The organism is Microbacterium sp. NPDC058062, assembly GCF_042885375.1.
GTDB classification, from domain to species: Bacteria; Actinomycetota; Actinomycetes; order Actinomycetales; family Microbacteriaceae; genus Microbacterium; species Microbacterium trichothecenolyticum_C.
Genome location: NZ_JBHVSC010000001.1, coordinates 74,869 through 99,631, shown reverse-complemented (window position 1 = coordinate 99,631; position 24,763 = coordinate 74,869). Strand labels below are relative to the sequence as shown.

Genomic DNA, 24,763 nt, shown 5'->3' with positions numbered 1-24,763 from the left:
TCGCACCCGGCCTTCGGCATGCCCGAGGCGGAGCAGCAGTGACCGGGTCTGGGGCCCGAGCGAAGGAGCACCGATGACGCGCAGCGCCGTGTCCTCACGCGTCACCATCGGCGCGCTCGCGGGAGTCGTCGGCTTCCTCGCGTTCGTCGAGTTCACGAGCGGTGTGATCCAGGGCTTCTACACGCCCATGCTCACCGACATCGCCCGTCACCTCGGAGTGCACGACGCCGACGTCAATTGGCTCGAGGGCACGCAGCTCATGCTCTCCGCGCTCGTCGTCCCCGCGTTCGCGAAGCTCGGCGACATGGTCGGGCACAAGCGGATGCTGGTGATCTCGACGGCGATCACGGCCGCGGCATCCCTCGTCCTGCCTTTCACCGACTCGTTCGGCGTCTTCCTCGCGGCGTGGGCCATCCAGGGGTTCTACGTCGTGTGGCTGCCCCTGGAGATCGCCCTGATCTGGTCGCGCTCACGGCGCATGGAAGGCCGGGCGACCATCACGGCCCGAGCCGCCGGATTCCTCGTGGCGGCGCTCGAGATGGGCGCCATCACGGGTGCCCTCGTGGGCGGCATGCTCATCGACAGCCTGCCGCTGTGGATCGTGCTGCTCGTGCCCGCCCTGCTCGTCGTCGCGTGCTTCTTCGTGATCCTGTTCGGAGTCAAGGAATCGCCCGAACCGACCGGCGGCCGCCTCGACAACGTCGGCCTGGTGCTCATCTCGCTCGCGCTCGTCGCCTTCACCGGCGGCCTCAGCCTGCTGCGCCTGAACGGCCCGGCTGATCCGATCGCCTGGCTCGTCACGGCTCTCGGAGTGCTGCTCGTGGTGCCCTTCGCGCTGTGGGAGCTCCGGCACGACGATCCGCTCATCGATGTGCGGATGTTCCGCTCCCCTGCCCTCGGGCCCGTCTTCCTCACGGCCGGCCTGTTCGGTGTGAGCGTGCTCGGCGCGCAGGCCCCGCTGTCGACCTTCGCCCGCACCGACCCATCGGTGTACGGATACGGCCTGGGCACGACCGGCTTCCAGACCTCGCTCATCATCGGCGTCTACCTCATCGCGATGATCACGGGCGCCCTGCTGTTCCCGCTCATCGCCCGGCTCACCGCGCCCCGCCTGACCCTGATCGGTGCGGCGACGCTGGTCGGCATCGGGTTCCTCATGTTCCTGCCGTTCCACGACACCTACACCCAGGTCATCGTGAACATGGTGGTCGTCGGCCTCGGGTCGGGAGCGCTGGTCGCGGCGCTGCCCGCGGCCGCAGCATCCGCCGCCCCTCCCACCCAGACGGGTGTCGCGACCGGTCTCACGAACTCGGTCAAGACCGTCGGCGGTGCGATCGCATCGTGCGTGTTCGGCATCGCGCTGCTGCACGGCGCGACCGGCGCGGCGACCGAGGGCACCGCGGGATCGTTCTCGGGCTATGTCACGGTGTGGGTGGTGTGCGGCGTGACCGCGCTGGCCGCCGCGGTGCTGCTGTGCTTCGTCCCGAAGACGGCGTTCAGCGACAGTGCCGCGCACGGCGCGGACGCGGCGGAAGCAGTGAGCTGAGCCTCTACTCGCCGAGGCGGTTGCGCGAGCGCATCGCGCGTTCCGCCTCGCGCTTGTCTTCGCGCTCGCGGATCGTCTGGCGCTTCTCGAATTCGCGCTTGCCCTTGGCGACGGCGATCTCGACCTTGGCGCGGCCGTCCGAGAAGTACAGCTTCAAAGGGATGAGCGTGTAGCCGCCCGCCGAGATGGCGTGCGAGAGCTTGACGATCTCCTCCTTGTGCAGGAGCAGCTTGCGCGTGCGCTTCGACGAGTGGTTCGTCCAGTGGCCCTGCGAGTACTCGGGGATGTGCACCGCGTCCAGGTACGCCTCGCCGTTGTCGATGTACGCATAGCCGTCCGAGAGGTTCGCGCGACCTTCGCGCAGCGACTTCACCTCGGTGCCGGTCAGCACGAGGCCCGCCTCGTAGGTCTTCTCGATCGCGTACTCGTGGCGCGCGCGACGATTGGTCGCCACGACCTTCTCCCCGCGTTCCCTGGGCATGATGTCTCCTCGCTGATGCCGGCCTGCTGGTCCCTGAGCCTGTCGAAGGGCGGACGGCAGCCTGTCAGTCTACCCCTGCGGAGGGGCCGACGATCACGCGCGCAGCCACCTGCGGATCGCGAAGCTCGCCGACAGCGCCGCGAGCACCACACCGACCAGGATCAGGACGGGCACCACGAGCCACGCGTCCGCCATGCCGACCCACGTCGTGACGAAGTCGACGCGGTTGCGCAGGTAGTTGTTCACGCCGAAGTGCACGCCGGCGATCACCGCAGCGCTGGCGAGGATGGATCCGAGCAGCGCCGCGAAGACACCCTCGAGGATGAACGGAGTCTGGATGAAGCGGTTGGATGCCCCGACCAGTCGCATGATCCCGAGCTCCCGTCTTCGCGCGAACGCGGAGAGCCGGATGGTGGTCGCGATCAGCAGCACCGCGGCGATCAGCATGAGCACGGCGATGCCGACCGCGATGTAGGTGGCGATCGTCAGGGCCGAGAACAACGGATCGAGGTACTGCATCTGGTCCTTCACCAGCTCGACCCCCTGCATGCCGCTGAAGGCCTCGATGATGACGTCCGACTGCTCGGGGTCGACCAGCGTGATGCGGAACGTCTCGTTCACCTGATCGGGCGTGATCACGCTCGCGTTCTCTTCGCCGGCGATCTGCAGCAGCTCGTCGTACGCCTGCTGGTGGTCGAGGAACGTCAGGTCGCGAATGAGAGGCGCCAGCGCGCTGCCCTCGAGCTTCGCGCGCACCTCCTCGACCTGCTCCGGCGACGCCTCGCCGTTCGAGCACGTCGCGGGCGTCGAGATGCTGGTGCACATGTAGACCGCGACCTGCGCGCGCTCGACCCAGAAGTCGCGCATCGTGCCGATCTGCATCTGCATGAGGATCGCCGCACCGACGAACGTGAGCGACACGAAGGTGACCAGCACCACCGAGACGACCATCGAGACGTTGCGCCGGAGGCCCGTGAAAGCCTCCGACATGATGAGTCCGAACCTCATGAGGTGGGCCCCACTTCGTCGTCAGGATCGGTGGCGCCGAGGCCGAGCCGATCGGCGAGACCGAGCTCCTCGACCTGCAGCTCGACGGCGTCGACGAGCGGGATCGGCTGGGTGTGGGTGGGCTTCGCGGGAGCGGATGCCTCGACTGAGGGCGCGGGCGCGGGTTCGACGACCGGCTCCTCGAGGGCCTGCGCAAGGTCCTCCGCCTGCTGCGCCTCTGCGGCCGTGACGGCGACAGCGGCTGCCGCGGCGGCCGCAGCCGCCGCGACACCGGCGGCCGGCGACGCGGCATCCGGTTCCACGCCGACGAGTTCCTCGTCATCCTGCACGGCCGTCGGATCGAGGCCTGCGGCGGCAGCGATCGCGGCCTCGCGCTGCACCTCGAGCACCGCGGTGAGGGCGGCGACCGCGGCGGCGCCGCGCTCCGGCTCTGGAGCGAGGCTCGGCAGGCTCGACCGATCACCGTACCCGCCGTGGCGCTCGTCGCGGATGATCTCGCCGTGGCGCAGCTCGATCACGCGGCGCTGCATCTGGTCGACGAAGCCCGCCTCGTGCGTAGCCATCACGACAGTGGTGCCGCCCGCGTTGATGCGCGCGAGCAGCTGCATGATGTCGATGGATGTCGCGGGGTCGAGGTTTCCGGTCGGCTCGTCCGCGAGCAGGATCTGGGGCCGATTCACCAGCGCACGCGCGATCGCGACGCGCTGCTGCTCACCGCCCGACAGCTCGTGCGGGAACCTCTTCTCCTTGCCGGCGAGGCCGACGAGCGCGAGCACCTCGGGGACCGCCTGCTGGATGAAGCCCCGCGATGACCCGATGACCTGCAGCGTGAACGCGACGTTCTGGAACACGGTCTTCGTCGGCAGCAGCCGGAAGTCCTGGAAGACCGCCCCCACGTGGCGCCGGAAGTACGGAACCTTGCGGTTCGACAGCGTGCGCAGGTCGCGACCGAGGACGACCACACGCCCTTCGGACGGCGTCTCCTCGCGGAGGATCAGACGGAGGCAGGACGACTTGCCGGAGCCCGACGCACCGACGAGGAAGACGAACTCCCCGCGCAGCACCTCGAAGTCGACATCGCTCAGGGCGGGTTTGGAAGTGCCGCGAAAGCGCTTCGTGACGTTTTCGAACCGGATCATGGCCTAACGAGCCTATGCGGACGCCACCGGCCCCGGTCCAGCGACACTCATCGTTTGCGCATCGGTTCGCCGAGTGCGGGCTGGATCAGTCGTCGTCGTCCTTGCGCTTGCGCCAGCGGATGCCGGCGGAGATGAAGCCGTCCAGGTCGCCGTCGAAGACGATGGCCGGGTTGCCCACCTCGTGGCCGGTGCGGAGATCCTTGACGAGCTGCTGCCCGTACAGGAAGTACGAGCGCATCTGGTCGCCCCAGCTCGCCGTGATCGTGCCCGCGAGCTCCTTCTTCTTCGCCGCCTCTTCCTCGCGCTTGAGCAGGAGCAGGCGGGTCTGGAGCACGCGCATCGCGGCGGCGCGGTTCTGGATCTGCGACTTCTCGTTCTGCATCGACACGACGATGCCGGTCGGGATGTGCGTGAGGCGCACCGCCGAGTCCGTCGTGTTGACGGACTGGCCGCCGGGGCCCGAGGAGCGGAAGACGTCGACGCGCAGGTCGTTCTCGGGGATGTCGACCTCGACGGCCTCCTCCATCACCGGGATGACCTCGACCGCCGCGAAGGACGTCTGGCGCTTGTCGGCCGAGCCGAACGGGCTGATGCGCGCGAGGCGGTGCGTTCCGGCCTCCACCGACAGCGTGCCGTAGGCGTAGGGGGCGTCGATCTCGAACGTCGCCGACTTGATGCCGGCTCCCTCGGCGTAGGAGGTGTCCATGACCTTCACCGAGTACTTGTGACGCTCCGCCCAGCGCAGGTACATGCGCAGGAGCATCTCCGCGAAGTCGGTGGCGTCGTCGCCGCCCGCGCCCGAGCGGATCGTCACGACCGCGGAGCGCTCGTCGTACTCGCCGTCGAGGAGCGTCTGCACCTCGAGCTGGCTGACGATGTCCTCCAGTTCGGCGATCTCGTGGCGCGCCTCTTCGGCGGAGTCCTCGTCGTCCATCTCGTTGGCGAGCTCGACGAGCACATCGAGATCGTCGAGGCGCTGCTCGACGTCCGTGACGCGCTTGAGCTCGGCCTGGCGGTGGCTGAGGGCGCTGGTGACCTTCTGCGCCTTCTCGACGTCATCCCACAGATTGGGGGCGCCGGCCTCCTCGCTGAGTCGGGCGATGTCGGCGTTGAGTGCCTCGACGTCGACCACGGCCTTGATGTCGGCGAACGTGGAACGCAGGGCCTGGATGTCGGCGGAGGGATCGAAGTCGAGCATGACACTCCAGACTAACGTGGAAGCGATGACCGATCACGCAGGCTCCCCCACCGCTCGTGACGTGCTGTGGCGGTTCGGGCCGATGGTCTACGGCCCCACCGTACTGTTCGCGCTCGGCGAGGGCGCCGTCATCCCGCTGATCCCCGTCATCGCCGCACAGCTCGGAGCGGATGTCGCGACCGCCGCCCTCGTCGCCTCCGCGCTGGTCGTGGGGCAGCTCTGCGGCAACATCCCCGCCGGCTGGGCGGTCGCCCGCGTCGGCGAGCGGCTGACCATGGCGATCGCCGGAGTCATCTCCCTCGGCGGGGTGGTGGGCATGGCGCTGGCGCCGTCGCTCGGCATCTTCGCCCTCGCGGTCTTCCTCATCGGCTTCTGCGCCGCGGCCTTCGGCCTGGCCCGCCATTCGTTCATGACGACCCGCGTCCCCCTCTCGTTCCGCGCTCGCGCACTGTCGCTGCTGGGCGGCACGTTCCGCCTCGGCATGTTCGTCGGACCGTTCGTCGCGGCGGGCCTTCTCGCCCTCTTCGGCGACGAGCACGCCACGATCTGGTTCTTCGGCGGATGCCTCGTGGCCACGGTGCTCCTCGTGCTCCTCGGCCCCGACCCCGAGAAGCAGTTCCTCATGCCGCAGGAGCAGGCGGCGCGTGACGCTTCCGTCGACACGGAAGACACGGGTGAACCTGTCACCGGTTCGATCCGCCTTCCGCGGAGGGAGACCTCCGGCGCTGGTCCCGGGACCGGCGTGATCCGCACCATGTGGCGCCACCGCCGTGTGCTGTCGACGCTCGGCCTGGCCGCGGCATCCCTGTCCGCCGTCCGCTCGGCGCGCCAGGTCGTGCTGCCGCTGTGGGGCGTGTCGATCGGCCTCGACGCGCAGACGATCGCCCTCGTGGTCGGCATCTCGGGCGCGATCGACTTCGCCCTCTTCTACGCGAGCGGCCAGGTCATGGACCGTTTCGGGCGACTGTGGGCCGCACTGCCGGCCATGATCCTCATGGGTGCGGGCTTCGTCGCCCTCGCGTTCACGCACGACCTCCCCCAGGCCGCGATGTGGTTCGCGATGTTCGCGGCGGTGCTGGGCGTGGGCAACGGCCTGTCGAGCGGCATCCTGCTGACCCTCGGCGCCGACGTCGCGCCCAAGGCCGACCCGGCCCCCTTCCTCGGCTCGTGGCGAACCCTCACCGACGCGGGGGGCGCGGTCGCACCGCTGCTCGTATCGGGCATCGCCGCCGTCGCGTCCCTTTCCGTCGCGACCGGGATCATGGGCGCGATCGGTCTCGTCGGCGCGCTCGCCTTCGTGCGGTGGGTGCCGCGCCACGTCCCGCGGGTCCGCGCGTGAGCGAGGTCGTGAGCTACTGCCGCAGCCGCAACGACGGGCGGCGCTGCACGCGTCCCCTCGGGCACGCGGGACTGCACCGCCACCGCGCGATCATGTGGTCGGATGCCGGGGCGGATCCCGCCCGCTGCTCCGGCTCCGGCGAGCCGGGCGAGCCCGCCGCACCCCTCGCCGACGGCTTCCCCGACGGCCGCGCGCTGTGCCCGGTGTGCCTGCGGTTCATCCCGCTCGACGACGCCGGTCGCCTGATCGGGCACGACACCGCGGACGAGGGCGAGACGGATGCCGAAGCCCGGCGTCGCGGCGAGTGGTTCAACGCCCACGGCTGGTAGCAGACGCGTCACACCCAGTTCCGGCGCACGGCTTCCGCCCCCAGCTGCATCCTCGTGGTGACCCCTGCCGTCTCCATCAGCTCGGACACCCGGCGCTGGACGGTGCGCAGTGAGATCCCGAGCTGCGCGGCGGCGGCAGCATCCGTCACCCCCAGAAGGAGCAGGCGCAGGAGGTCGGTGTCGACGGCGTCGGCGGTGGGAACGGCGGCGACTGGGAGGAACTCGGTGGCGGCCCGCCAGTACTCCTCGAAGATCGACGTCACGAGGTCGAGCAGACCGCTGGGGTGGATGAGCAGCGCCCCGAATCCTTGATCCTCGGCCTGCGAGTGCATGGGCACGAGCGCCATCTGGTCGTCCGCGATGAACATCCGCGTGGGCAGCGTGGGCAGCACCCGGATCTCCTCGCCGATCTGGGCCATCTCGCGGGCTGCGTCGAGGAAGCCCGGGCGTTCGAGGACCGCGTTCTCGACGATCACGCGATACCGCACGCCACGCGCGAGCGCGCGGTCCTCCTCGATGTTCTCCTCGCCGCTCACCAGCGCGACCTCGTGCAGGACGAGCACGCGCACCTGCTCGACGGAGGCAGCCTGAAGCTGCGCGACGCGCTGGCGCACCGCGTCATCGCCGATCACGACGTCGACGACATCGGCGACGCTGCGCTGCTCGGCCGAACGCCGGTACATGTCGCTGAGTTCGACGAGCGCCTCGTGGGCGCGCGTGAGCCCGCGCTCGCGCTCGAGCAGCAGGGGGCGGAGCGAGATCGACGGCGGCGACGCCACGAACCGGTCGCTGCGCGCGGCCTGGCGGGCGAGCAGGCCGAGGCGTTCGAGCTCGGCGACGATCGGCCTGGTGCGCGGTAGCGACATGCTCAGGCCAGATGCGATCTCCGCGGTCGACGCCGACGACTGCTGCAGCACGAACCGGTAGACCGCAGTGTGGGCCTCGTCGAGACCGAGCGCATCGAGCACGGCGACCTTCTCCACGTGTTCATCGTCACCCACCGACATTGGCGGATGCAGGCCATGGCATTTCTCCGCCATCCACTTTATGCACTCAGCGCAGGAAGGTGGGGGTTACACGGATCCCCACACACCGAGAGGCTCGCGCATGTCACGACCCCAGCCCTTCGGCCCTCGCCTCCGTCCGATCGTCGCCGCCACAAGCGGCCTGGCGATCGGAATCGCAGGCATCGGCCTCACCACCCTGCCGGCGGCCGCCACCTCCGCCCCAGACGACTCCCCCACCACACGGGCGGTCGCCGGCAGTTCCCACTCCGTCACCCTCATCACGGGTGACCGCGTCACCGTCACCGACTTGAGCGACGGCACCCACGCCGTCTCGATCGACACCGCTGTCGACGGCGCCGGCGCCCGCACCTATGAGGCGGCGGGCGACCTGCACGTGGTGCCCGACGCCGCGCTGCCGTACCTCGCATCGGGGGCACTCGACGCCGACCTGTTCAACGTCTCGCTGCTCATCGACTACGGCTACGACGACGCGTCCGTCGACGCGACGCCGATCATCGTCGAGCAGACCGGGGCGGCGGCGCGGTCCATCTCGGCGCCGGTCCCCGGTCTCGAGGTGACGACGCCGCTCGAGAGCATCGGCGGCGCCGCCGCCACCCTGGGACACGGCGATGCGGCATCCGCGTGGCAGGCGCTCACCGTCCCGACCGCCCACAGCTTCTCGGCGTCGCCGGCGCTGGGCGGAGGCATCGAGGCGATCCACCTCGACGGCAAGGTGCGCGCGACGCTCGACTCGAGCGTGCCCTACATCCACGCCCCGGAGGCGTGGGCCGAGGGCTACACCGGCGAGGGTGTCACCGTCGCCGTGCTCGACACCGGCTACGACGACACCCACCCCGACCTGCAGGGTCACGTGAGCGCCGACTCGAAGAGCTTCGTGCCCGGCGAAGAGGTCGACAGGGACCCGAACGGTCACGGCACGCACGTCGCCTCGACGATCGCGGGCACGGGCGCCGCCAGCGGCGGCACGCACCGCGGCGTGGCCGACGGCGCGGAGCTGCTCGTGGGCAAGGTGCTCGGCGCAGACGGCTACGGCCAGGACTCGTGGATCATCGACGCGATGGAGTGGGCGGGCCACAACGCCCCGATCGTCTCGATGAGCCTCGGCTCGACGCAGGCCTCCGACGGCAAGGACCTCATGGCCGAGTCGCTCAACCAGATCTCCCAGGAGACCGGGGCGCTGTTCGTGGTCGCGGCGGGCAACGCCGGCGCACCCGAGACGATCGGCGCACCCGGCTCGGCTGAGCAGGCGCTCACCGTCGGCTCGGTCGACGACCCGTCGGGCGCCCTGTCGTGGTTCACGAGCCAGGGCCCGCTCGCCCGCTCGGGCGCGCTCAAGCCCGACGTCACCGGGCCGGGCAACGACGTGACCGCCGCACGATCGGCTGACAGCGGTGGCGACGGCGCCTACATCTCGATGAGCGGCACGTCGATGGCGACGCCCCACGTCGCGGGCGAGGCGGCGATCCTGCTGAGCGCGAACCCTGAGTACACGAGGGACCAGCTCAAGGCCGCGATCGCGAGCACCACGACCGATGTCGGGTACTCCGCGTACCAGGGCGGCACGGGTGTCGTGAACGTCGCGGCCGCACTCGATGCGCCGATCATCGCCGCCGGATCGGGCGACTTCGGCATGCTGATGTGGGGCGAGACGCCGACGCCGGTCGAGCGCACGGTCCAGTACACGAACCGCACGGATGCCGAGACCACCGTCAGCCTCGCCGCGAACCTCGGCGACACCACGCCCGGAGCCGGCGGTGGCGAGCCGGGCCCGCTGTCGGCGGGCATCGCGTTCGATGCGCTCACCATGGACGTCGACACTCTGACGATCCCCGCGGGCGAGAGCCGCGCGGTCACGCTGACGGTGGATCCCGCGAAGGTCCCCGCCGGCACGCAGCTGTCGGGCATGCTCGTGGCGTCGGTCGACGGTGACCCGGTCACCCGCACCGCCCTCGGCACGATCGCCGAGGCCGAGCGGTACGACCTCACGCTCACCGCGACGGACTTCGACGGCAACCCGACGACGACCTACGCGATGCTGTGGGATCCCGCGACCCAGTGGGCGGAGCCGGTGCTCGTCGAAGGCGAGACGACGCTGCGCCTCATGAAGGGCGACTACACGGTCATGTCGTTCATGGAGCTGAACCGCACGCCCGACACGATCGCGAGCGTCCTCGTCGGCGAGCCGACGCTCGAGCTCGACCAGAACCGCACGGTCGCGCTCGACGCGCGCACGGCGAAGCAGGTCACGGTCGACGTCGGCCAGAAGGGTCTCGACCAGGTGTTCCGGCGCATGGACGTGACCGTCGACGACTTCGCGGCGAGCGCGATGATGCCGGTGTGGACCGACGAGATGTGGGCGCAGCCCATGAAGGTCGACGACGCCGACTTCTCGTGGGCGACGCGCTGGCGTCTGCAGACGCCGATGCTGACGGTCGCGTCCGGGAAGACCCCGCTCGACCTCATCGTGCAGATCGGCTCGACGTTCCTCGACGGCTCGTTCAAGGCGGCAGCCGTGGATGCCGGCAAGGGCAGCGTCGAGGAGTTCGCGGCAGGAGGAGTCAAGGACAAGATCGCTGTGGTCACCCGGTCGGCGGAGGTCTCAGCATCCGCTCGCGCCGCGAACGCGGCCGCCGCGGGCGCCAAGCTGCTGATCGTCGTCAACGACGGCGACGGAGAGCTCAGCGAATGGGTCGGCTCCGAGGACTTCACGACGAACGTCGGGATCCCGGTCGCCGCGATCAGCGGTGTCGAGGGGCGCCAGCTGCTCAAGCAGCTCAGCGGCCACAAGAAGGTCACGCTCTCGGCCGTCGGCGAGCCGACCTCCGAGGTGACCTATGACATCGCCCACTTCGGCGACGGTGAGATCCCGGCCGACATGGCCTACCGCCACAGCGCTAAGGATCTCGCCCGCATCGACACCCGGTACATCGGGCAGGCGGAGGAGATCGGCGAATTCCGGTACGACTTCGTGCCCGGTGCGGAGTACGGCAGCGGGTTCCCCCTGCGCACGCAGCGCGGCACCGAGCGTGAGGAATGGGTGAACACCGACGGCCTGCGCTGGTACCAGGGGGCGTTCATCACCTCGGTCGGCTGGGAGATGCGCGACATCAAGCGCACCTACGACCGCGGCGAGCGCACCCAGGCCGACTACTACGGCGGCGTCGTGCGGCCCTACGTCGGCACGGGATTCTGGATGCCGTACCTCGTGTCGGACTACGCCCAGATCAATATCCCGAGCTGGGCGGACGGCGGTGACGGCGAGCACACCGGCACCTTCGACACGTGGACGGAGCCGTCCACGGTGCAGCAGCTGACCGACATCTACCTCGACGGGGAGCTCTTCGCCCAGAAGGAGCACCAGGGCGCGAACGTGTTCGACCTGCCCGACGGCGAGCACGATTGGCGCGTGGTCAGCACCGCGACGCACGACGGCTCGCACCTCGCCGGGTCGACGAAGACGGTCAGCGACTGGAGCTTCCGCGCGTCGGGCAAACTCGGCGATTGGGACTACCGGCTGCTCCCCCTGATCCAGGCGTATTACGACGTCGACGTGAACGACGAGAACCGCGTCGGCGAAGGCCGCCGCAAGGGCTCAGCGGTCCCGCTCGGCCTCGAGCTCGGCCACGTCGCCGGCACCGCACCGGCCGGTGCGATCACCGACGCGACGCTCGAGGCCCGCACCGCGGGCGGCGAGTGGGTGAAGGTCGCGCTGAAGAGCGCGAAGACGGATGCCCCCACCGGCGCGGTGGAGGGTGACGGCGACATCTTCGCGGTGTCGCGCGCATGGGTCAGCGGCTACTCGGCCGAGATCCCGGTGTCCGACAAGGGCGGCTGGGTCGACCTCCGTGTCACGGCGAAGGACGCCGCGGGCAACACCTTCACGCAGGAGATCGAGAAGGCGTTCGAGGCCACACCGGCCAAGGGCGTCCGCTAGTCCACCAGTCCAGAGACCCCGGCGCACGCGCGCCGGGGTCTCTGTCGTTCTCCGGTCCGTCGCGCCTCCGAACGCGCCCTCGATGTTCAGGTGTGTTCATTTCGATCGCCAATTCGAACACCCGCTGGAACGATGGCTCGCGGTCCCCCGTCACTCCGGCGGCGGGCCGTGTGATTCGAGGAGGAATCTTGCCCACCAAGCGGATGAAGCTGCTCGTCGCAGCGACCGTCGGCGCGTTCTGTCTCGGGGGTCTTCAGGCCCCCGCGGCAATGGCGGCAGACGGTCTGGGCGGCGCGGTGCACTACGCCAGCGATCTGGACTGGGTCTCGGCCGACAACGGCTGGGGTCCGGTGGAGCGCGACTACAACAACGGCGCCCGTGCTGTGCCCGATGTGGACCGGGCGATCCAGTCCATCCGCGGGACGAAGTTCCCGAAGGGACTGGGCACGCACGCGCCCGCGCGCATCGTGTACGACCTCACGCAGCAGTGCACGCAGCTGCTGGGTTACGTCGGCATCGACGACAGCCAGTCCGGCAAGGGGCGCGTGGACTTCGTGGTGAAGGTCGACGGTGCCGAGAAGTTCCGGATGGAACGCAAGGGCACCGACCCCGCGGGCCGGCTCAATCTCGACCTCCGTGGGGCGAGCACCGTCGAACTCATCGCCGAGCCGGGCGCCGAGGGCAACGGCAACGACCACGCCGACTGGGCCGACCTCCGCATCAACTGCACGGACGGCTACCTCGCACAGCCGCTGACCATCACCTCGAACGACGTCGACCTCTCGCTGCTCGCCCCGGGCGTTCCCGTCGCGGTCACCGTCGACGGCGCGGGCGCGCGCGTACCGGTGACCGTCGGCTTCGCGGGCACCGAGGTCGTGGTGAACTCCGACGATGCCGGCCGCGCCACCGCGTCGTTCGTCGTGCCCGCCGGCACCGCTGCGGGCGAGTACGCGATCACCGCACGCGCCGAGTCGCTGTTCGGCGCGATCGCGCAGGGAGAGCTCGCGGCCCACGTCGTCGCCGTGTCCGACACCGTCTACTTCGTGGACTGCTCGGCGACCGGCGCCGGCACCGGCACCCAGGCCGCACCGTTCACCGCGCTCGACCAGCTCGCGGCGGTGCAGCCGTTCCAGCCCGGCGAGTCCGTGCGCTTCAAGCGCGGCTCCGAGTGCGTGGGCACCTTCGCCCCGACCGGCTCCGGTCTCGGCACCGCGCCGATCACCGTCTCCCCCTACGGCGACGGCGACGCACCCGCCACCATCAACGGCGACGGCCGGCTCGCCGGCATCCACCTCCTCAATGTCAGCAACTGGACCGTCGACGGCATGCGTGTGATCAACCCGGGCACTCCCGACCAGCGACGCGTCGGCATCCTCTCGGAGATCAACGACGGCTCGAAGCGCAGCGGAGTGGTGCTCACGCACAACCACGTCGAGAAGGTCGCCGGCTGGTCCGACAAGACGAGCCTCGGCAACGCCTTCTCGCGCTCGGCCGGCATCTCGGTGCTCGGCGACGGCATCGGCTGGTTCGACGGCATCACCGTCACCGACAACGTCGTGAACGACACCGCCGCCGGCGGCATCAAGCTCTCGGCGCCCGACACGACCAAGCACTACAACACCGACGTCTACGTCGCGCGCAACGACATCCGCGCCGTCGGCGGCGACGGCATCGTGATCCACAACTCCGACAAGCCGGTCATCGAGTACAACTCGGCGATCGACCTCGGACACGGCGAGTACCCCTTCCTCAAAGGCAACTTCGCCGGCATGTGGCCCTACAACTCCGTCGACCCGCTGTTCCAGTACAACGTGGTGGGCAACAGCGTCGCGTCCACCTACGATTCGACCGCGTGGGACTGCGACATGAAGATCAAGGGCAGCTGCACGTTCCAGTACAACTACTCGTACGGCAACGCCGGCGGGTTCTACCTGGACTGCATCTCCGGCTGCGGCACGGCATCGACGACCGCGAACGCCATCCTTCGGTACAACGTGTCGCAGGACGACTGCCGCCTGGGCGGCGCCAGCGGCGGACCCGGTCAGCATCTGATCTACAACAACACGTTCTCGTGCCTGAACCGGCCTTTCGAGGACGACATGACCGCGCCGCGGCAGGTGAAGAACAACATCTTCATCTCGCAGGGCGGCACGTTCAAGACGGCGAACGCGGTGTACGCGAACAACGCGTACTTCGGCGGCATCCAGCCGGTGTCCACCGAGACGGGCGCCGTCGTGGGCGACCCGCAGCTCATCGCCGCCGGCAGCGGGCAGCTGACCCGTGCGCTCCCCGGCTACCAGCTCGCCGTCGGCTCGCCGCTCCTCGGCGCGGGCGTGCCGATCTCGGACGCCGGTGACCGCGACTTCTTCGGCAACCCGATCCCGGCGACGCCGAACATCGGTGCGTACCAGGGATCGGGCGTCGAGGTCGCACCGCTCCCGTTCGACGCGCTCGTGAACCAGACGGCGGTCGCCTCCACCGCGAACGCGCGCAACGGTGCCGTCACCGCGGACTTCCGGGTGTTCTCGGCCGAGGCGCTGGCCGACGCGGGACTCGCGGTCGGCGCGAAGGCCACGGCGTTCGGCTCCGAGCTGGACTGGCACCCGACCGCGGTCGGCACACCCGACGCGATCAAGGTCGCCGGCCAGCGGGTGTCGCTCGAGGGCGAGGGCGACGAGCTCATCGTCGCCGGCTTCTCGGCGGGTGTCGCGACGTCGGGGACCGCGACCGTCCACTACGCGGACGGGACGACCCAGCGGGTGCAGCTCGCACTGCCGCTCTGGAGCGATGCGTCGACGGATGCTGCGGACACGGTGCTGCTCGCGAGCGCCACGTCGTACCTCCAGCGGACGAAGCCGTACCTCGGAGGCACCGTCTCGACGATCGCGGCGCCCGCGTCGGTGTTCGCCCAGCGGATCCCGCTCTCGGGCAAGCCGGTTGCGAGCGTCACACTGCCGGAAGGGAACCCGGTGACCGGCCAGGGCCTGACCCTGTTCGCGATGGAGCTCACCGGCAGCGCCGTGCCGACCGCGGTGCAGGTCTCGACCGAGTGCCGCGGTCCGAACGCCTGGGTGCATGTCACGGTGGCGAACGAGCACGGCGCGCCCGTCACGGTGGCGGTGAAGACCGTGCTCGGAGACGACGTGAAGGCGAAGCTCAACCCGGGCAAGGACACCCGCTCGTTGTTCAAGATCCGCGACTCCCTCGCCGACGGTGAGGCGCGGGTCGTGGCGACGACAGGCGACGGCGCCCGCACCACGACGACGGTGCCGTACGCAGGGGTCGACTGCCGCTGATCCGCGGCGCTGCGGGGGCGGTGCGCGCACCGTCCCCGCGGCCACGCGGCACGCCGGCCGGTCGCGCATGATGGACATCGAGAGATTTGGGGTGAGCCGATGATCGCCGAGCAGCGCCGAGAGCGGATCCTCCGCGAGATCGTCCTGCGGGGGCGCATCGAGGTCGCGGACTTCGCCGGGCGGTCCGGTCTCAGCGGCATGACGATCCGGCGCGACCTCGCCGTACTCGCCGACCGAGGACTCATCCGCCGCGTGCATGGAGGGGCTGTGCTGCCCGAGACCGCGGACGCCCCCGCCACCGGGAGCCGTCGGATCGGCACGTCGTCGCGCCCGATGGCGACCATCGGGCTCATCGTGCCGGATGCCGCCTACTACTTCCCTCCCCTGATCCGCGGGGTGGGTGAGGCGGCGCGCGGCGCGGGCATCCGGATCGTTCTGGGCACCACCAACTACGACCCCCGCGAAGAGATCCATCAGCTCACGCGGCTCGACGCCGCCGGCGCCGACGCCATCATGCTCGTGACCGCCCGACCCGGCATCGAGGACACCGCGACGTGGGAGACGATCGCCGGCATCCGCACCCCGGTTGTCCTGGTGGAGCGCTCCCCCGAGGGCGTGCCGACGACCCTCCGGGTGGATTCGGTGCGCTCGGATCACGGCTTCGGCGCCGAGCTCGCGGTCGACCACCTCGCCGAGCGCGGGCATCGAGGGGTCGGCCTGCTGCTGCGCGAGACGGCCACGGCGCCGTGGGTCGCGCTCGGTCATGCGCGCGCCACGCGCCGCCACGGCATGGTCGACGCACCCGTGGCCACCGCGCCCTCACCGCGCTGGGGAGACGGCTCGACCTCGGACGTGCTGCGCGCCTTCCTCGACGACTGCCTGGCCGCCGGCATCCGTTCCGCCATCGTCCTGCCCGATGATCTCGCCGTCGGGCTGCTCGGCATCGCCGAGGGGCGCGGGCTGCGGGTGCCGGAGGACTTCGCGATCGTCGCGTATGACGACGAGATCGCGTCGTTCGCGAGCGTGCCGCTCACCGCGATCGCACCGCCCAAGCTCGCCGTCGGGCGCCGTGCGCTCGAGACGTGCCTGATGAGACTCGAGCAGCGCGAGGACGCGCCCTCGCAGCAGGTCCAGCTGACTCCGACGATCAACGTGCGCGACTCCACCTGACGCACGCTCACCAGAGCATCGCGACGAGGTGGGCGAACACCTCCTCGGGGTCGTTCTCGAGCCCGCGACGGGTGAACCACGTCGAGACGTTGACGACGTCACGGTGGAGGAAGTCGAGGCCCTGCGGATTCGCGGCGACGTCGACGATCTGCGGGAGATCGATCACGACGACACGGCCGTCGTGATCGAGCAGGTTATAGGGCGAGAGGTCGCCGTGCGCGAATCCGGCGTGCGCGAACGCCTCGAGGATGCCGACGACCTGGTCGAAGGCACTGCGCAGCTGCTCTCCGTGCAGCCGGCTCTGCGCCAGTCGTGGCGCCGCCGCTCGCCCCTCGCCGACGAACTCCATGAGCACTTCGGTGTCGCTCACCTGCACCGGGTACGGCACCGGGACCCCCGCGCGCCAGGCGCGGCAGAGCGCATCGAACTCGCTCACCGCCCAGTGGCCGGCGGCGACCGAGCGCCCGTACGCCGACCTGCGACTCACAGCTCGGGCGTCGCGGGTGTTGCGGATGGTGCGCCCCTCCTCGTAGCTTCCCGATCGGTGGAAGTCACTGTGATGCGAGTTGCGGTAGCGCTTGGCGGCCAGCAGCACGCCGGCGGTGCCGGGCACCGCGCGCTCGATGAGGTGCACGTCGGCTTCTTTGCCGGTCTTCACGACACCGAGCTCGGTGTCGAACGCGCCGGACGCGGTGACGACCCATTCCGGGTGCGGCAGCGGCCCGCGCTGGGTCGGCGGAGACGCCGGCCACGTGGACCAGCGCTGATCGGGGCCGGGTTCGAGATCCGGCGAGAGAACGGATGCGGACGCGTCGAAGCGTTCGAATGACATCGGTAGGACACTCCAGGAGAGGAGGTCGCCGACAGGTCAACGCGTGCGGGCGACCTCGCGGAAGGGGGTGGGGTTGCGAGGCGCGACAGAGACAGCCATCGTTCTTCCTCCCTCCGGTCCGGGTGCGGCAGGACGCTCGCACCGACTCCGCGACACTCTAGCCGAGGGCATCCGGCGGATCCACCCTGCGCCGGTGCGCAGACACAGGGATGGCGTCCGGACTTCTGCGATCCGGACGCCATCCGCGGTGATCGTGCTCGACGGGCCGGTCAGCCCGTCACCCGTGCCTTACGGCTGCACGAAGTTGTTGTTGATCGTGAGGGTGGACACCTCCTTGCAGGTGTCGGCGATGTCCAGCTGGGCCGGGTTGGTGCTGTCGTAGCTGACCTTCCACGAGAAGGAGCCACCCGCCGTCACCGCCACCGTGTTCGCCGTGCTCGGCGTCTGCGGCGACGCGCCCGCCACCGGGACGTTGATCGTCGGGAGCACCGGAGTGCCCGTGCAGTTGGTCGTCGGGTACAGCGTGAACGACGCCGTGCCGGCCAGGTTGCCGCCTGCCGACGCCGTGATCGTCGCGGAGTCGTTCGGCGTCCAGCGCTGGGCCGTCGTCATCGTCGGTTGGATGGCGGTGACCGTCACGTCCTCGGCGGTGTCGGTGCACGCGGTGTTGTGCGTCTGCGCGTTGGTGTTCGGCGGGTTGCCGCTGTACTCCGCGACCCAGTGGTAGTCACCGGGCGCGGTGGGCACGAACTGCGGGTTCGGCGTGGAGTACGTGCCGTTCCCGCTGACCGCCACCGTCGGCGAGGTGTACGCGAGGGCGCCGCACCCGGTCGCGCTCGGGCCGTACAGCTTGAACGTGATCGTGCCGCCTGCCGGAGCGCCTCCCGTACCGGTGAGGTTGATCACCGGGTTGGCCGGCTGCGTCGCGGTGCCTCCGAGCGTGGCCGAGTCGGTGACCGCCGTGCCGAGGAGCACGTCGACGCCTGCGCTCGTGGACAGAGTCGGTGTCACCGGATTCACGGTGAAGCACTCGGTCGCGCTCGAGTCGCCGGAGCTCGGTATGCCATTGGCGGAGTCACCGGTGAAGGTGGCGCGCCAGCAGTATCTGCCTGCCGAAGTGACATAGGCGGTCGGTGAGACGACGGTCACCGGATACGCGGAGCCGGTGAGGTTCGTGCTGCCGACCGAGGTTCCGTTCGGGCTCGTGCACAGACCAGGAGCGTCCACCTTGCAGAGGAAGAACGCCACCGAGCCGGCCGGAGTGGCCGTCCCGCCGATGACGCTGACCACCGCCGAGTCCTTGACGGCGAGGACGCCCGTTCCGATGGACGCACCGCCGGCCGGGATGTTGGTCGTGCCGTCGCCGAGCTTCGGCGTGGTGACCGTGGTCGACGTGCAGTTGGTGATCGGCGGAGCGTTCTTGAGGATGGTGTCCTTGTAGTCGGCGGTGTCGGAGTTTCCGGTCACCGTGCTGGGGATCGTGTTCGCGAAGGTCTTGCAGGCGGTGGAGCCGCCGAAGATGGTGGCCGTCAAGTCGACCGCCGCTTCGCCTCGGAAGCCGTCCGCACTGTAAGCGGCCTGCGAGACCGTTGCGTCGAGCAACGTCGGCGCACCCAGGGTGAGGTTCGGCTTCGTGCCGCTCCACGTGCGCAGGTAGAGATCCCTGCTGCCGCCCTGCTGGTCCCAGAGGATCATGAAGTCGCCGGCCCTGCGGTTCGCCCACGGGTTGCAGTTGGCGATGAGCTGGGCGTCCGTGGCGGTGTCATACGCGCAGCCCGCCGGAGCCGGATCCTGCATGAACTCGTAGGCGATGAAGCCGCTGCCGCTGTTGCTGTCGCGCTCCCAGGCGAAGTAGAGCCAGTCGTGGTTGGGGGCGGCGGGGTCGCGTTCGGTGTCGAGCCACGCTTGACGCAGATCCACCTGAGCGTTCGGGTTGGTGGTGTCGAGCGTCGGCAGTCCGTCGTTGTGGATGACGCCGATCTTCGTCGTGTTCGAGTTGGCCGGTCCGAGCTCCTTGACACTGCCGAACAGGTCGGACAGGTTGGCGGTGTTCGCGTCCGGTACGTTCCCGTCGATGTTGTACGGTCCATCCGCAGCTGACGCGGCGACGGCACCGCCCAGCACGAAGGCCGCCACCAGGCAGCCCGTGATCCCCGCGGCGAGCGCGCGCCGCCGCTTGTCCTCAGACATGGTCCTCCCCTTTCCCCAGGCCATTGCTGGGCTTAGGCTATGAACCGCGTGGGGACGCGACCATTGGGTGAAGTGCGGATGGGGATTCCGGGGAACTCCCTAGGTCATCGGTCCCAGCGGGAGGGCGCGCGATTCGGGGAGGAATCGTGAGCACGGAAGAGTCATTCGCACTCGTGGTCGCAGGTGACCACGTCAGGACCGAATATGTAGCGCTGCTGGGCCGGCTGGGGCTGTCCGCGGTGGCATTCGCGACGGCGACACAGGCCGCCGCGCAGTTGAACGGCGTGGCGCCCGAGGTGGCGATCCTCGAGGTCGAGGACGGCGGCTGCGGGTTCCTGCGGGAGCTTCGAGATCGTTACGGGCCTGAGATGCCCGCGGTGCTCGTGTCGGCGGATCGGACGACGCCCGCCGACGTCGTCGCCGGGCTGCTCGTGGGCGCCGACGACTACGCGGCGGAGTCCATGGATGCCGAGGAGTTCCTGGCTCGTGTGAGACGGCTCATCGAGCGCACGCGGCCGGCGCGCGGCGCGACCGCGGACCTCCGCCGGCTCTCGTCGCTGACCCCGCGGGAGAGACAGGTGCTCGCGCTCACGACCGAGGGGATGTCGCAGAAGCAGGTCGCCACCGAGATGGGGATCAGCATCAAGACGGTCGGTGCGCACATGCAGAACCTGCTCGGCAAGCTCGGCGTGCATTCGCGCATGGAGGCGGTGGCGCTCGCCGCCCGCGCCACGGCCGGCTCGGAGGCGTAGAGCCGACGGCGGTGCCTGCGCGTCAGCGCAGCGCCGTGCGGCTCGTGGCGGTGGCCTCGAGGGCGACGCCGTCGGGCACGAACACGGTGACGATGGGCGGATGCCACTGCCCGGCGACCGTCACCCGCGCGGAGACTCCGTCGGGGGTCGAAGCCGAGACGAGTCGCGCCTCGGGACCGAGGGCACCCATCATCGTCTCGGCTTCCCGACGCACGCCCGCGTCGGTCAGCGTGGCGACGGGCTCGCCGCCGACCACCGAAAGGTCGAAGCCGTCCGCTGCGGCCAAAGCCGCGGCATCCGCCACCGCGTCGAGCTGCTTCTGCGCGAGGTACAGGCTCGTCGCCGCCGTGCAGACGAGGATCACCGCGATCGCCAGCACGGCGTAGCCGAGGGTGAGGATGAGGACGCTGCCCGCGTCATCGGGGTCGACCGCCTTGTTCCTGCGTGCGATCACGCGCGTCACCCGAGCCATCACCGCTCGCTCCAGAAGCGCGAGACCTTGTGGGCGGACGACGCCTCGATCGGGACCGCGGCGATGTGGTCGAGGTCGAGCACCGGCGGCACGAGCGGCAGCGTGACCGTCGTGCGGACGCGAACGTGCAGGGTCGCACCCGCCCGCGGACAGGCGGCGCCCGATGGCGTGCAGTCGATGGAGAGGTCGACGTCGTCGAGGCCGTACTCCTCCGCCACTGCGGCGAGCACCGCGTCGGCCCGGGCGCGCGCGTCGTCCACGTCGCTCGCGGTCGACACCGCGCGCGCGATGTGACGTGCGGCGGCCTCGGCCCCGAGGCTCTGCCCCTGGATGAGGCCGAGCGCCACGACCACGTAGACGAGCGGCACGAGGAGGAGGAGCCCGACGAGGATGAACTCGAGCGCCGCGGAGCCGCGGTCGTCTCCGAGCGGGTCCACCGCGAGGCCGTCAGTCGAACGATTCGACGGGCGCATGCGCCGTCACCTCCAATCCGCGCGGCGCACCCAGCAGGCCCACGAGGGGCAGGGTCGCCTCGACTCGCACCTCGACGGTCCGCTGGCCGAGCGCCGCCGTCTCCTGCACGCTGACGTCCGTCGCGTACTCGGCGCCGATCGCGCGACCCACGATGTCGCGCGTGCGCTGCGCGCCCTCGGCGAGGGTCGTGTCGGCAAGGGCCGCGTGATAGGCCCCCTCGACGGCCGCGTCGTGCACCACGTTGCGGACATACACGGCGAGGCCGAACTGCAGCACACCGAGGGTGAGCACGGTGAGCAGCGTGCCGACGAGGACGAACTCGACGGGGCTCGCCCCGGCGTCGTCGCGCAGGTCAGCGCTGAGTCGGGCGCGCAGGCTCGACAACGCGCGGACCAGGCCGGCACGCAAGACGTCAGAGCCCGGAGACGCGGCTGATCGCCTGCTCGAACAGGTCGGCAAGGGCCGGCCCGGCCATCGCCCAGATCACGACGACGAGCCCCGCGGTCATGAGCGTGATGAGGACCCAGCCGGGGACGTCACCCCGTTCGTCGTCTGCGAGGTCGCGCGCGGTGGTGCGAAGACGAGCCGTGAGGCGCAGCATCCGTGCTTTCATCATTTCTCCTTCCGGCCGTCAGCCGAGTCCGAGTCGAAGCATGAAGATCCCCGGGAACACCGCGAACAGCACGCTGAGCGGCAGGATCAGGAAGACGAGCGGAAAGAGCATGTAGATCTCCTTCCGGCCCGCGCGCTCGATGAGTGTGCGCTTCGCGTCCTCGCGAGCGTCGATCGCCTGCGCCTGGAGAACGTGAGCGAGCGGCGCGCCTCGCTCGATCGCCGCCACGAGCTGGTCGATCGAGCGGGTGAGCGCGGGGATCTCGAGTCCTGCGGCCAGACGGGTGAGCGATTCCGACAGCGGTGAGCCGGTGCCCACCGCGATGACGACGCCGCGGAGCTCCGCGGTGAGCTCCCCCGCGCCCACCTCGCTCACTCGACGCAGCGAGTCGAGGATCCCCTCACCCGCCGAGAGGCACAGCGCGAGGAACTCGAGCACCGTCGGCAGCTCCTCCTCGATGCGTGCGGCCCGTGCTCGCGCCGCGCGCGTGAGCCACGCGTCGTACGCGAGCGCCGCGGCCACGGCGGCGACCGGCGGAAGCAGGCCGAGGACGGGCGATCCGCGGCCGACGAGCACGAGCACGACGACCACCGCGCCGCCGATCGCGAGTCCCGCGATCGCCCAGGCCAGCTGCCGTCCACGGAAGCGGGCGGCGTCGATCGTCCATGCAGCCTGATGGAGGCGCCGGGTGAGCGCCGCATCACCGCCTGCCATCCGGGCGAGGCGACGCTGCGCGAACGCCGACCACGCGAACGGCGACCCTCCGATCGCAGGACCCGCCACGTCGAGGCCCCGAGGATCGGTCACGTCGCGGATGTAGGGCGCGATCCTCCGCGCCAGGCTGGGCGCGCCCCACCGCGGAGCGAGCGAGATCAGCAGGCACACCCCGACACCGAGCGCCGTGCCGAGCACGACGGCATACGCGACGTCGCCGATCGCGAATCCGATCACCCGAACCACCGCCGCGGTTCGGGAAGGCGGCCGAGACGGATCATGAGCCGGTACGCGACGAGCGACACCGCCGCGCCGACGAGGATGAGCGCGATGCCGCCCGGGCTGCCGTACGCGCGGGCGCCCTCCGGACGCATCGCGAGCATCGCGAGGATCACCCAGGGGGCGATCACGCCGAGCACGGCCGCGCCGCGGATCCACGACTGCCGCGATTCAACCTCGGCCCGCAGCGCCGCGTCGGCCCGCACGGAGGAGGCGAGCGCGCGCAGCACCGCGGTGAGCTCGGTGCCGCCCACCTGGCGGGCCATGCGCAGGGTCTCGACGATGCGGTCGGCGACCGGGTCCGCCAGGTTCGTCTTGAGCCGCTGGACGCTCGAGTCGAAGTGCCCCGACGCGGCCATGTCGCGCGCGAACGCCGCGAACGCCGGCCGCAGTTCTGCGGGAGCCGAGTCCGCGAGACTCGCGACCGCATCAGGCAGCGACATCCCCGCGCGCACCGACGCGATGAGCAGATCGCAGACGTCCGGCCAGAGTCCGCGCCGCGTGCGCAGCAGCTTCGAGCGACGCGATCTCAGCCAGATGAAGGGCGCGAGCAACCCCGCCGCGGCCGCGACCAGAGTGAGCGCGGCGACCGGCGCGATGAGCCACGCCACCGCAGCCGCCACCGCAGCGCACACCCCCGCGACCACGATGATCGACGGCACGGACACGCGGGACATCCCCGCGTCTTCGAGGAGACGCGAGATCCGCCCGCGCCGGGGCGCACCCAGACGACGCGAGCCCGCCGGCCAGAACCACGGCGACAGCATCAGCAGCAGCCCGGCGGCGAGCACCGCTCCCCATACGAAGGTCACGCGGCGACCGCCCGGTAGAGAGTGTGAGCGGTGATCAGGCCGTCCGCGACTCCGGTCGGCGCCACGATCTCGACCACCCGCCGTGCGCCACTCGCGTCGCGCTCGCAATGCGCGACGAGATGGACGGATGCCGCCACCGCCGGCTGCACGAAGCTCGCGTCGATGTTGCGCCCGGCCAGCAACGGCAGCGCGGCGAGCTTGCCGAGCGCTTCGCGAGCGGAGTTGGCGTGGATCGTGGCGGCACCGGGAACGCCGGTGTTGAGGGCCAGCAGCAGGTCGAGCGCCTCAGCGTCGCGCACCTCGCCGACGACGAGCCGGTCGGGGCGCATGCGCAGCGCCTCCTTCACGAGTCGCCGCAGTGTCACCTCACCGGTCCCCTCGAGGCTCGGCTGGCGCCCCTGGAGGGCGACGAGGTCCGGCGCGGCGACCGCGAGCTCGAAGGTCTCCTCGACCGTCACGATGCGCTGCTCGGGCGGGCACGCGGCGATGAGCGCGCCGAGCAGCGTCGTCTTCCCCGCGTGCGTCGCCCCCGAGACCAGCACCGACTGCCCGGCGATCATGGCGTCGCGGAGAAGCGTCGCGGCCTCCGGGGCGATGGAGCCCGCCGCGACGAGGCGCCCGAGATCCCGGTACGCGGGCAGGAACTTGCGGATGTTGACCGCCCAGTGCCGGCGCGTGATGTCCGGGATCACGACGTGAAGCCGGGAGCCGTCGGGGAGTGACGCGTCGACGAACGGCTGACTCAGGTCGACTCGACGACCGCTGGACTGCAGCATCCGTTCCACCAGATCGCGCACCGCCGTGTCGGTGAGCATGAGCGGCGTGCGCTCGGGGACGCCGCTGCGGGCGACGAAGATGCGGTCGGGAGCGTTGATCCAGACCTCTTCGACGGTCGGGTCGTCGAGGTACGCCTGCAGCGGGCCGAACCCCGAGACGGCGGCGAGGACTTCGCGCACGCACGCCGTCTCGTCGTCGACCGGGGCGAGGCCGCGTGCGAGGGCGAAGTCGTTGTGGCGGCGCACCTCTGCGCGGGCGATCTGCGCCGCGAACTCGGGGTCGCGGGTCGGATCCGACCGCTCGGCCCGGAGCCGCTCCCGCACGCGCTCCGCCACGACGGACGCGACGGGGGCGGCGGCGGGAGTCACGTCTGCATCCTC

The 24,763-nt window shown here is 70.5% G+C and carries 21 protein-coding genes; 7 read left to right on the top strand and 14 right to left on the bottom strand.

Annotated elements, in window-relative coordinates; genetic code table 11:
• Nucleotides 1-73: 73 nt before the first annotated feature.
• On the top strand, nt 74-1,546 hold the full coding sequence (locus ACFVSU_RS00435) for an MFS transporter (RefSeq protein ID WP_387136653.1): 1,473 nt from the start codon (nt 74-76) through the stop codon (nt 1,544-1,546).
• A gap of 4 nt (nt 1,547-1,550) precedes the next feature.
• Here ACFVSU_RS00435 and smpB read toward each other — a convergent pair whose 3' ends face one another.
• The 4 genes from smpB to prfB form a co-directional block, all read right to left on the bottom strand.
• Nucleotides 1,551-2,027: an SsrA-binding protein SmpB gene (smpB, locus tag ACFVSU_RS00430; protein ID WP_045296901.1), complete on the bottom strand. Its 477-nt coding sequence runs from the start codon at nt 2,025-2,027 to the stop codon at nt 1,551-1,553.
• Nucleotides 2,028-2,120: 93 nt separating this feature from the next.
• A complete protein-coding gene (gene ftsX, locus ACFVSU_RS00425; protein ID WP_387136651.1) occupies nt 2,121-3,035 on the bottom strand; it encodes a permease-like cell division protein FtsX in 915 nt (304 codons plus the stop codon).
• On the bottom strand, nt 3,032-4,174 hold the full coding sequence (ftsE, locus tag ACFVSU_RS00420) for a cell division ATP-binding protein FtsE (RefSeq protein ID WP_387136649.1): 1,143 nt from the start codon (nt 4,172-4,174) through the stop codon (nt 3,032-3,034). The genes ftsX and ftsE overlap by 4 nt, the downstream gene beginning before the upstream one ends.
• An 85-nt stretch (nt 4,175-4,259) precedes the next feature.
• A complete protein-coding gene (gene prfB, locus ACFVSU_RS00415; RefSeq protein WP_387136647.1) occupies nt 4,260-5,372 on the bottom strand; it encodes a peptide chain release factor 2 in 1,113 nt (370 codons plus the stop codon).
• A 25-nt stretch (nt 5,373-5,397) separates the two neighbouring features.
• Here prfB and ACFVSU_RS00410 point away from each other — a divergent pair, with 25 nt between their 5' ends.
• Nucleotides 5,398-6,711 carry an MFS transporter gene (locus ACFVSU_RS00410; RefSeq protein WP_387136645.1) on the top strand — a complete coding sequence of 438 codons (1,314 nt, stop codon included), beginning with the start codon at nt 5,398-5,400 and terminating at the stop codon, nt 6,709-6,711.
• Entirely contained in the window at nt 6,708-7,040 is a 333-nt protein-coding gene (locus ACFVSU_RS00405) for a hypothetical protein (RefSeq protein ID WP_387136643.1), read from the top strand. The genes ACFVSU_RS00410 and ACFVSU_RS00405 overlap by 4 nt, the downstream gene beginning before the upstream one ends.
• An 8-nt stretch (nt 7,041-7,048) precedes the next feature.
• Here the strand turns inward: ACFVSU_RS00405 and ACFVSU_RS00400 are convergent, their stop codons facing one another.
• Nucleotides 7,049-8,023 (bottom strand): transcriptional regulator TrmB, encoded by a 975-nt coding sequence (locus tag ACFVSU_RS00400; RefSeq protein ID WP_387136641.1) that lies wholly within the window; start codon nt 8,021-8,023, stop codon nt 7,049-7,051.
• Between the two features lie 124 nt (nt 8,024-8,147).
• Between ACFVSU_RS00400 and ACFVSU_RS00395 the strand changes: the two genes are divergently transcribed.
• From ACFVSU_RS00395 to ACFVSU_RS00385, 3 genes are all read left to right on the top strand, one after another.
• Nucleotides 8,148-12,002 (top strand): S8 family serine peptidase, encoded by a 3,855-nt coding sequence (locus ACFVSU_RS00395; protein ID WP_387136639.1) that lies wholly within the window; start codon nt 8,148-8,150, stop codon nt 12,000-12,002.
• A gap of 188 nt (nt 12,003-12,190) precedes the next feature.
• Nucleotides 12,191-15,298 carry an NPCBM/NEW2 domain-containing protein gene (locus ACFVSU_RS00390; RefSeq protein ID WP_387136637.1) on the top strand — a complete coding sequence of 1,036 codons (3,108 nt, stop codon included), beginning with the start codon at nt 12,191-12,193 and terminating at the stop codon, nt 15,296-15,298.
• Between the two features lie 99 nt (nt 15,299-15,397).
• Complete coding sequence (locus ACFVSU_RS00385) at nt 15,398-16,468, top strand: substrate-binding domain-containing protein (protein WP_387136635.1); 1,071 nt, start codon at nt 15,398-15,400, stop codon at nt 16,466-16,468.
• A 7-nt stretch (nt 16,469-16,475) separates the two neighbouring features.
• Here the strand turns inward: ACFVSU_RS00385 and ACFVSU_RS00380 are convergent, their stop codons facing one another.
• Together ACFVSU_RS00380 and ACFVSU_RS00375 are read right to left on the bottom strand one after the other, a co-directional pair.
• Nucleotides 16,476-17,300, bottom strand: a complete 825-nt coding sequence (locus ACFVSU_RS00380) for a serine protein kinase RIO (RefSeq protein WP_387136633.1) — start codon at nt 17,298-17,300, stop codon at nt 16,476-16,478.
• A 288-nt stretch (nt 17,301-17,588) separates the two neighbouring features.
• Entirely contained in the window at nt 17,589-19,490 is a 1,902-nt protein-coding gene (locus tag ACFVSU_RS00375; RefSeq protein WP_387136631.1) for a hemagglutinin, read from the bottom strand.
• A gap of 146 nt (nt 19,491-19,636) precedes the next feature.
• On the opposite strand from ACFVSU_RS00375, the gene ACFVSU_RS00370 reads away from it, so the two are divergent.
• Nucleotides 19,637-20,242, top strand: coding sequence for a LuxR C-terminal-related transcriptional regulator (locus tag ACFVSU_RS00370; RefSeq protein ID WP_387136629.1), 606 nt, complete (start codon nt 19,637-19,639; stop codon nt 20,240-20,242).
• A gap of 22 nt (nt 20,243-20,264) precedes the next feature.
• Here ACFVSU_RS00370 and ACFVSU_RS00365 read toward each other — a convergent pair whose 3' ends face one another.
• The 7 genes from ACFVSU_RS00365 to ACFVSU_RS00335 all read right to left on the bottom strand — a co-directional run bounded on the left by ACFVSU_RS00365 (nt 20,265) and on the right by ACFVSU_RS00335 (nt 24,751).
• Nucleotides 20,265-20,696: a pilus assembly protein TadG-related protein gene (locus tag ACFVSU_RS00365; RefSeq protein ID WP_387136627.1), complete on the bottom strand. Its 432-nt coding sequence runs from the start codon at nt 20,694-20,696 to the stop codon at nt 20,265-20,267.
• A gap of 17 nt (nt 20,697-20,713) precedes the next feature.
• Nucleotides 20,714-21,187: a TadE family protein gene (locus ACFVSU_RS00360; protein ID WP_387136624.1), complete on the bottom strand. Its 474-nt coding sequence runs from the start codon at nt 21,185-21,187 to the stop codon at nt 20,714-20,716.
• Nucleotides 21,162-21,539: a TadE/TadG family type IV pilus assembly protein gene (locus ACFVSU_RS00355; RefSeq protein ID WP_387138645.1), complete on the bottom strand. Its 378-nt coding sequence runs from the start codon at nt 21,537-21,539 to the stop codon at nt 21,162-21,164. The genes ACFVSU_RS00360 and ACFVSU_RS00355 overlap by 26 nt, the downstream gene beginning before the upstream one ends.
• Before the next feature lie 61 nt (nt 21,540-21,600).
• On the bottom strand, nt 21,601-21,801 hold the full coding sequence (locus ACFVSU_RS00350) for a hypothetical protein (RefSeq protein ID WP_056368355.1): 201 nt from the start codon (nt 21,799-21,801) through the stop codon (nt 21,601-21,603).
• An 18-nt stretch (nt 21,802-21,819) separates the two neighbouring features.
• A complete protein-coding gene (locus ACFVSU_RS00345) occupies nt 21,820-22,752 on the bottom strand; it encodes a type II secretion system F family protein (RefSeq protein WP_387136621.1) in 933 nt (310 codons plus the stop codon).
• On the bottom strand, nt 22,749-23,606 hold the full coding sequence (locus tag ACFVSU_RS00340; RefSeq protein WP_387136619.1) for a type II secretion system F family protein: 858 nt from the start codon (nt 23,604-23,606) through the stop codon (nt 22,749-22,751). The genes ACFVSU_RS00345 and ACFVSU_RS00340 overlap by 4 nt, the downstream gene beginning before the upstream one ends.
• On the bottom strand, nt 23,603-24,751 hold the full coding sequence (locus ACFVSU_RS00335; protein WP_387136617.1) for a CpaF family protein: 1,149 nt from the start codon (nt 24,749-24,751) through the stop codon (nt 23,603-23,605). The genes ACFVSU_RS00340 and ACFVSU_RS00335 overlap by 4 nt, the downstream gene beginning before the upstream one ends.
• Between the last annotated feature and the right edge of the window lie 12 nt (nt 24,752-24,763).

Coding starts and splice junctions, on each gene's coding strand:
- ACFVSU_RS00435 (WP_387136653.1), top strand. CDS start 74: ATGACGCGCAGCGCCGTGTCCTCACGCGTCACCATCGGCGCGCTCGCG.
- smpB (WP_045296901.1), bottom strand. CDS start 2,027: ATGCCCAGGGAACGCGGGGAGAAGGTCGTGGCGACCAATCGTCGCGCG.
- ftsX (WP_387136651.1), bottom strand. CDS start 3,035: ATGAGGTTCGGACTCATCATGTCGGAGGCTTTCACGGGCCTCCGGCGC.
- ftsE (WP_387136649.1), bottom strand. CDS start 4,174: ATGATCCGGTTCGAAAACGTCACGAAGCGCTTTCGCGGCACTTCCAAA.
- prfB (WP_387136647.1), bottom strand. CDS start 5,372: ATGCTCGACTTCGATCCCTCCGCCGACATCCAGGCCCTGCGTTCCACG.
- ACFVSU_RS00410 (WP_387136645.1), top strand. CDS start 5,398: ATGACCGATCACGCAGGCTCCCCCACCGCTCGTGACGTGCTGTGGCGG.
- ACFVSU_RS00395 (WP_387136639.1), top strand. CDS start 8,148: ATGTCACGACCCCAGCCCTTCGGCCCTCGCCTCCGTCCGATCGTCGCC.
- ACFVSU_RS00385 (WP_387136635.1), top strand. CDS start 15,398: ATGATCGCCGAGCAGCGCCGAGAGCGGATCCTCCGCGAGATCGTCCTG.
- ACFVSU_RS00380 (WP_387136633.1), bottom strand. CDS start 17,300: ATGTCATTCGAACGCTTCGACGCGTCCGCATCCGTTCTCTCGCCGGAT.
- ACFVSU_RS00375 (WP_387136631.1), bottom strand. CDS start 19,490: ATGTCTGAGGACAAGCGGCGGCGCGCGCTCGCCGCGGGGATCACGGGC.
- ACFVSU_RS00360 (WP_387136624.1), bottom strand. CDS start 21,187: ATGCGCCCGTCGAATCGTTCGACTGACGGCCTCGCGGTGGACCCGCTC.
- ACFVSU_RS00350 (WP_056368355.1), bottom strand. CDS start 21,801: ATGAAAGCACGGATGCTGCGCCTCACGGCTCGTCTTCGCACCACCGCG.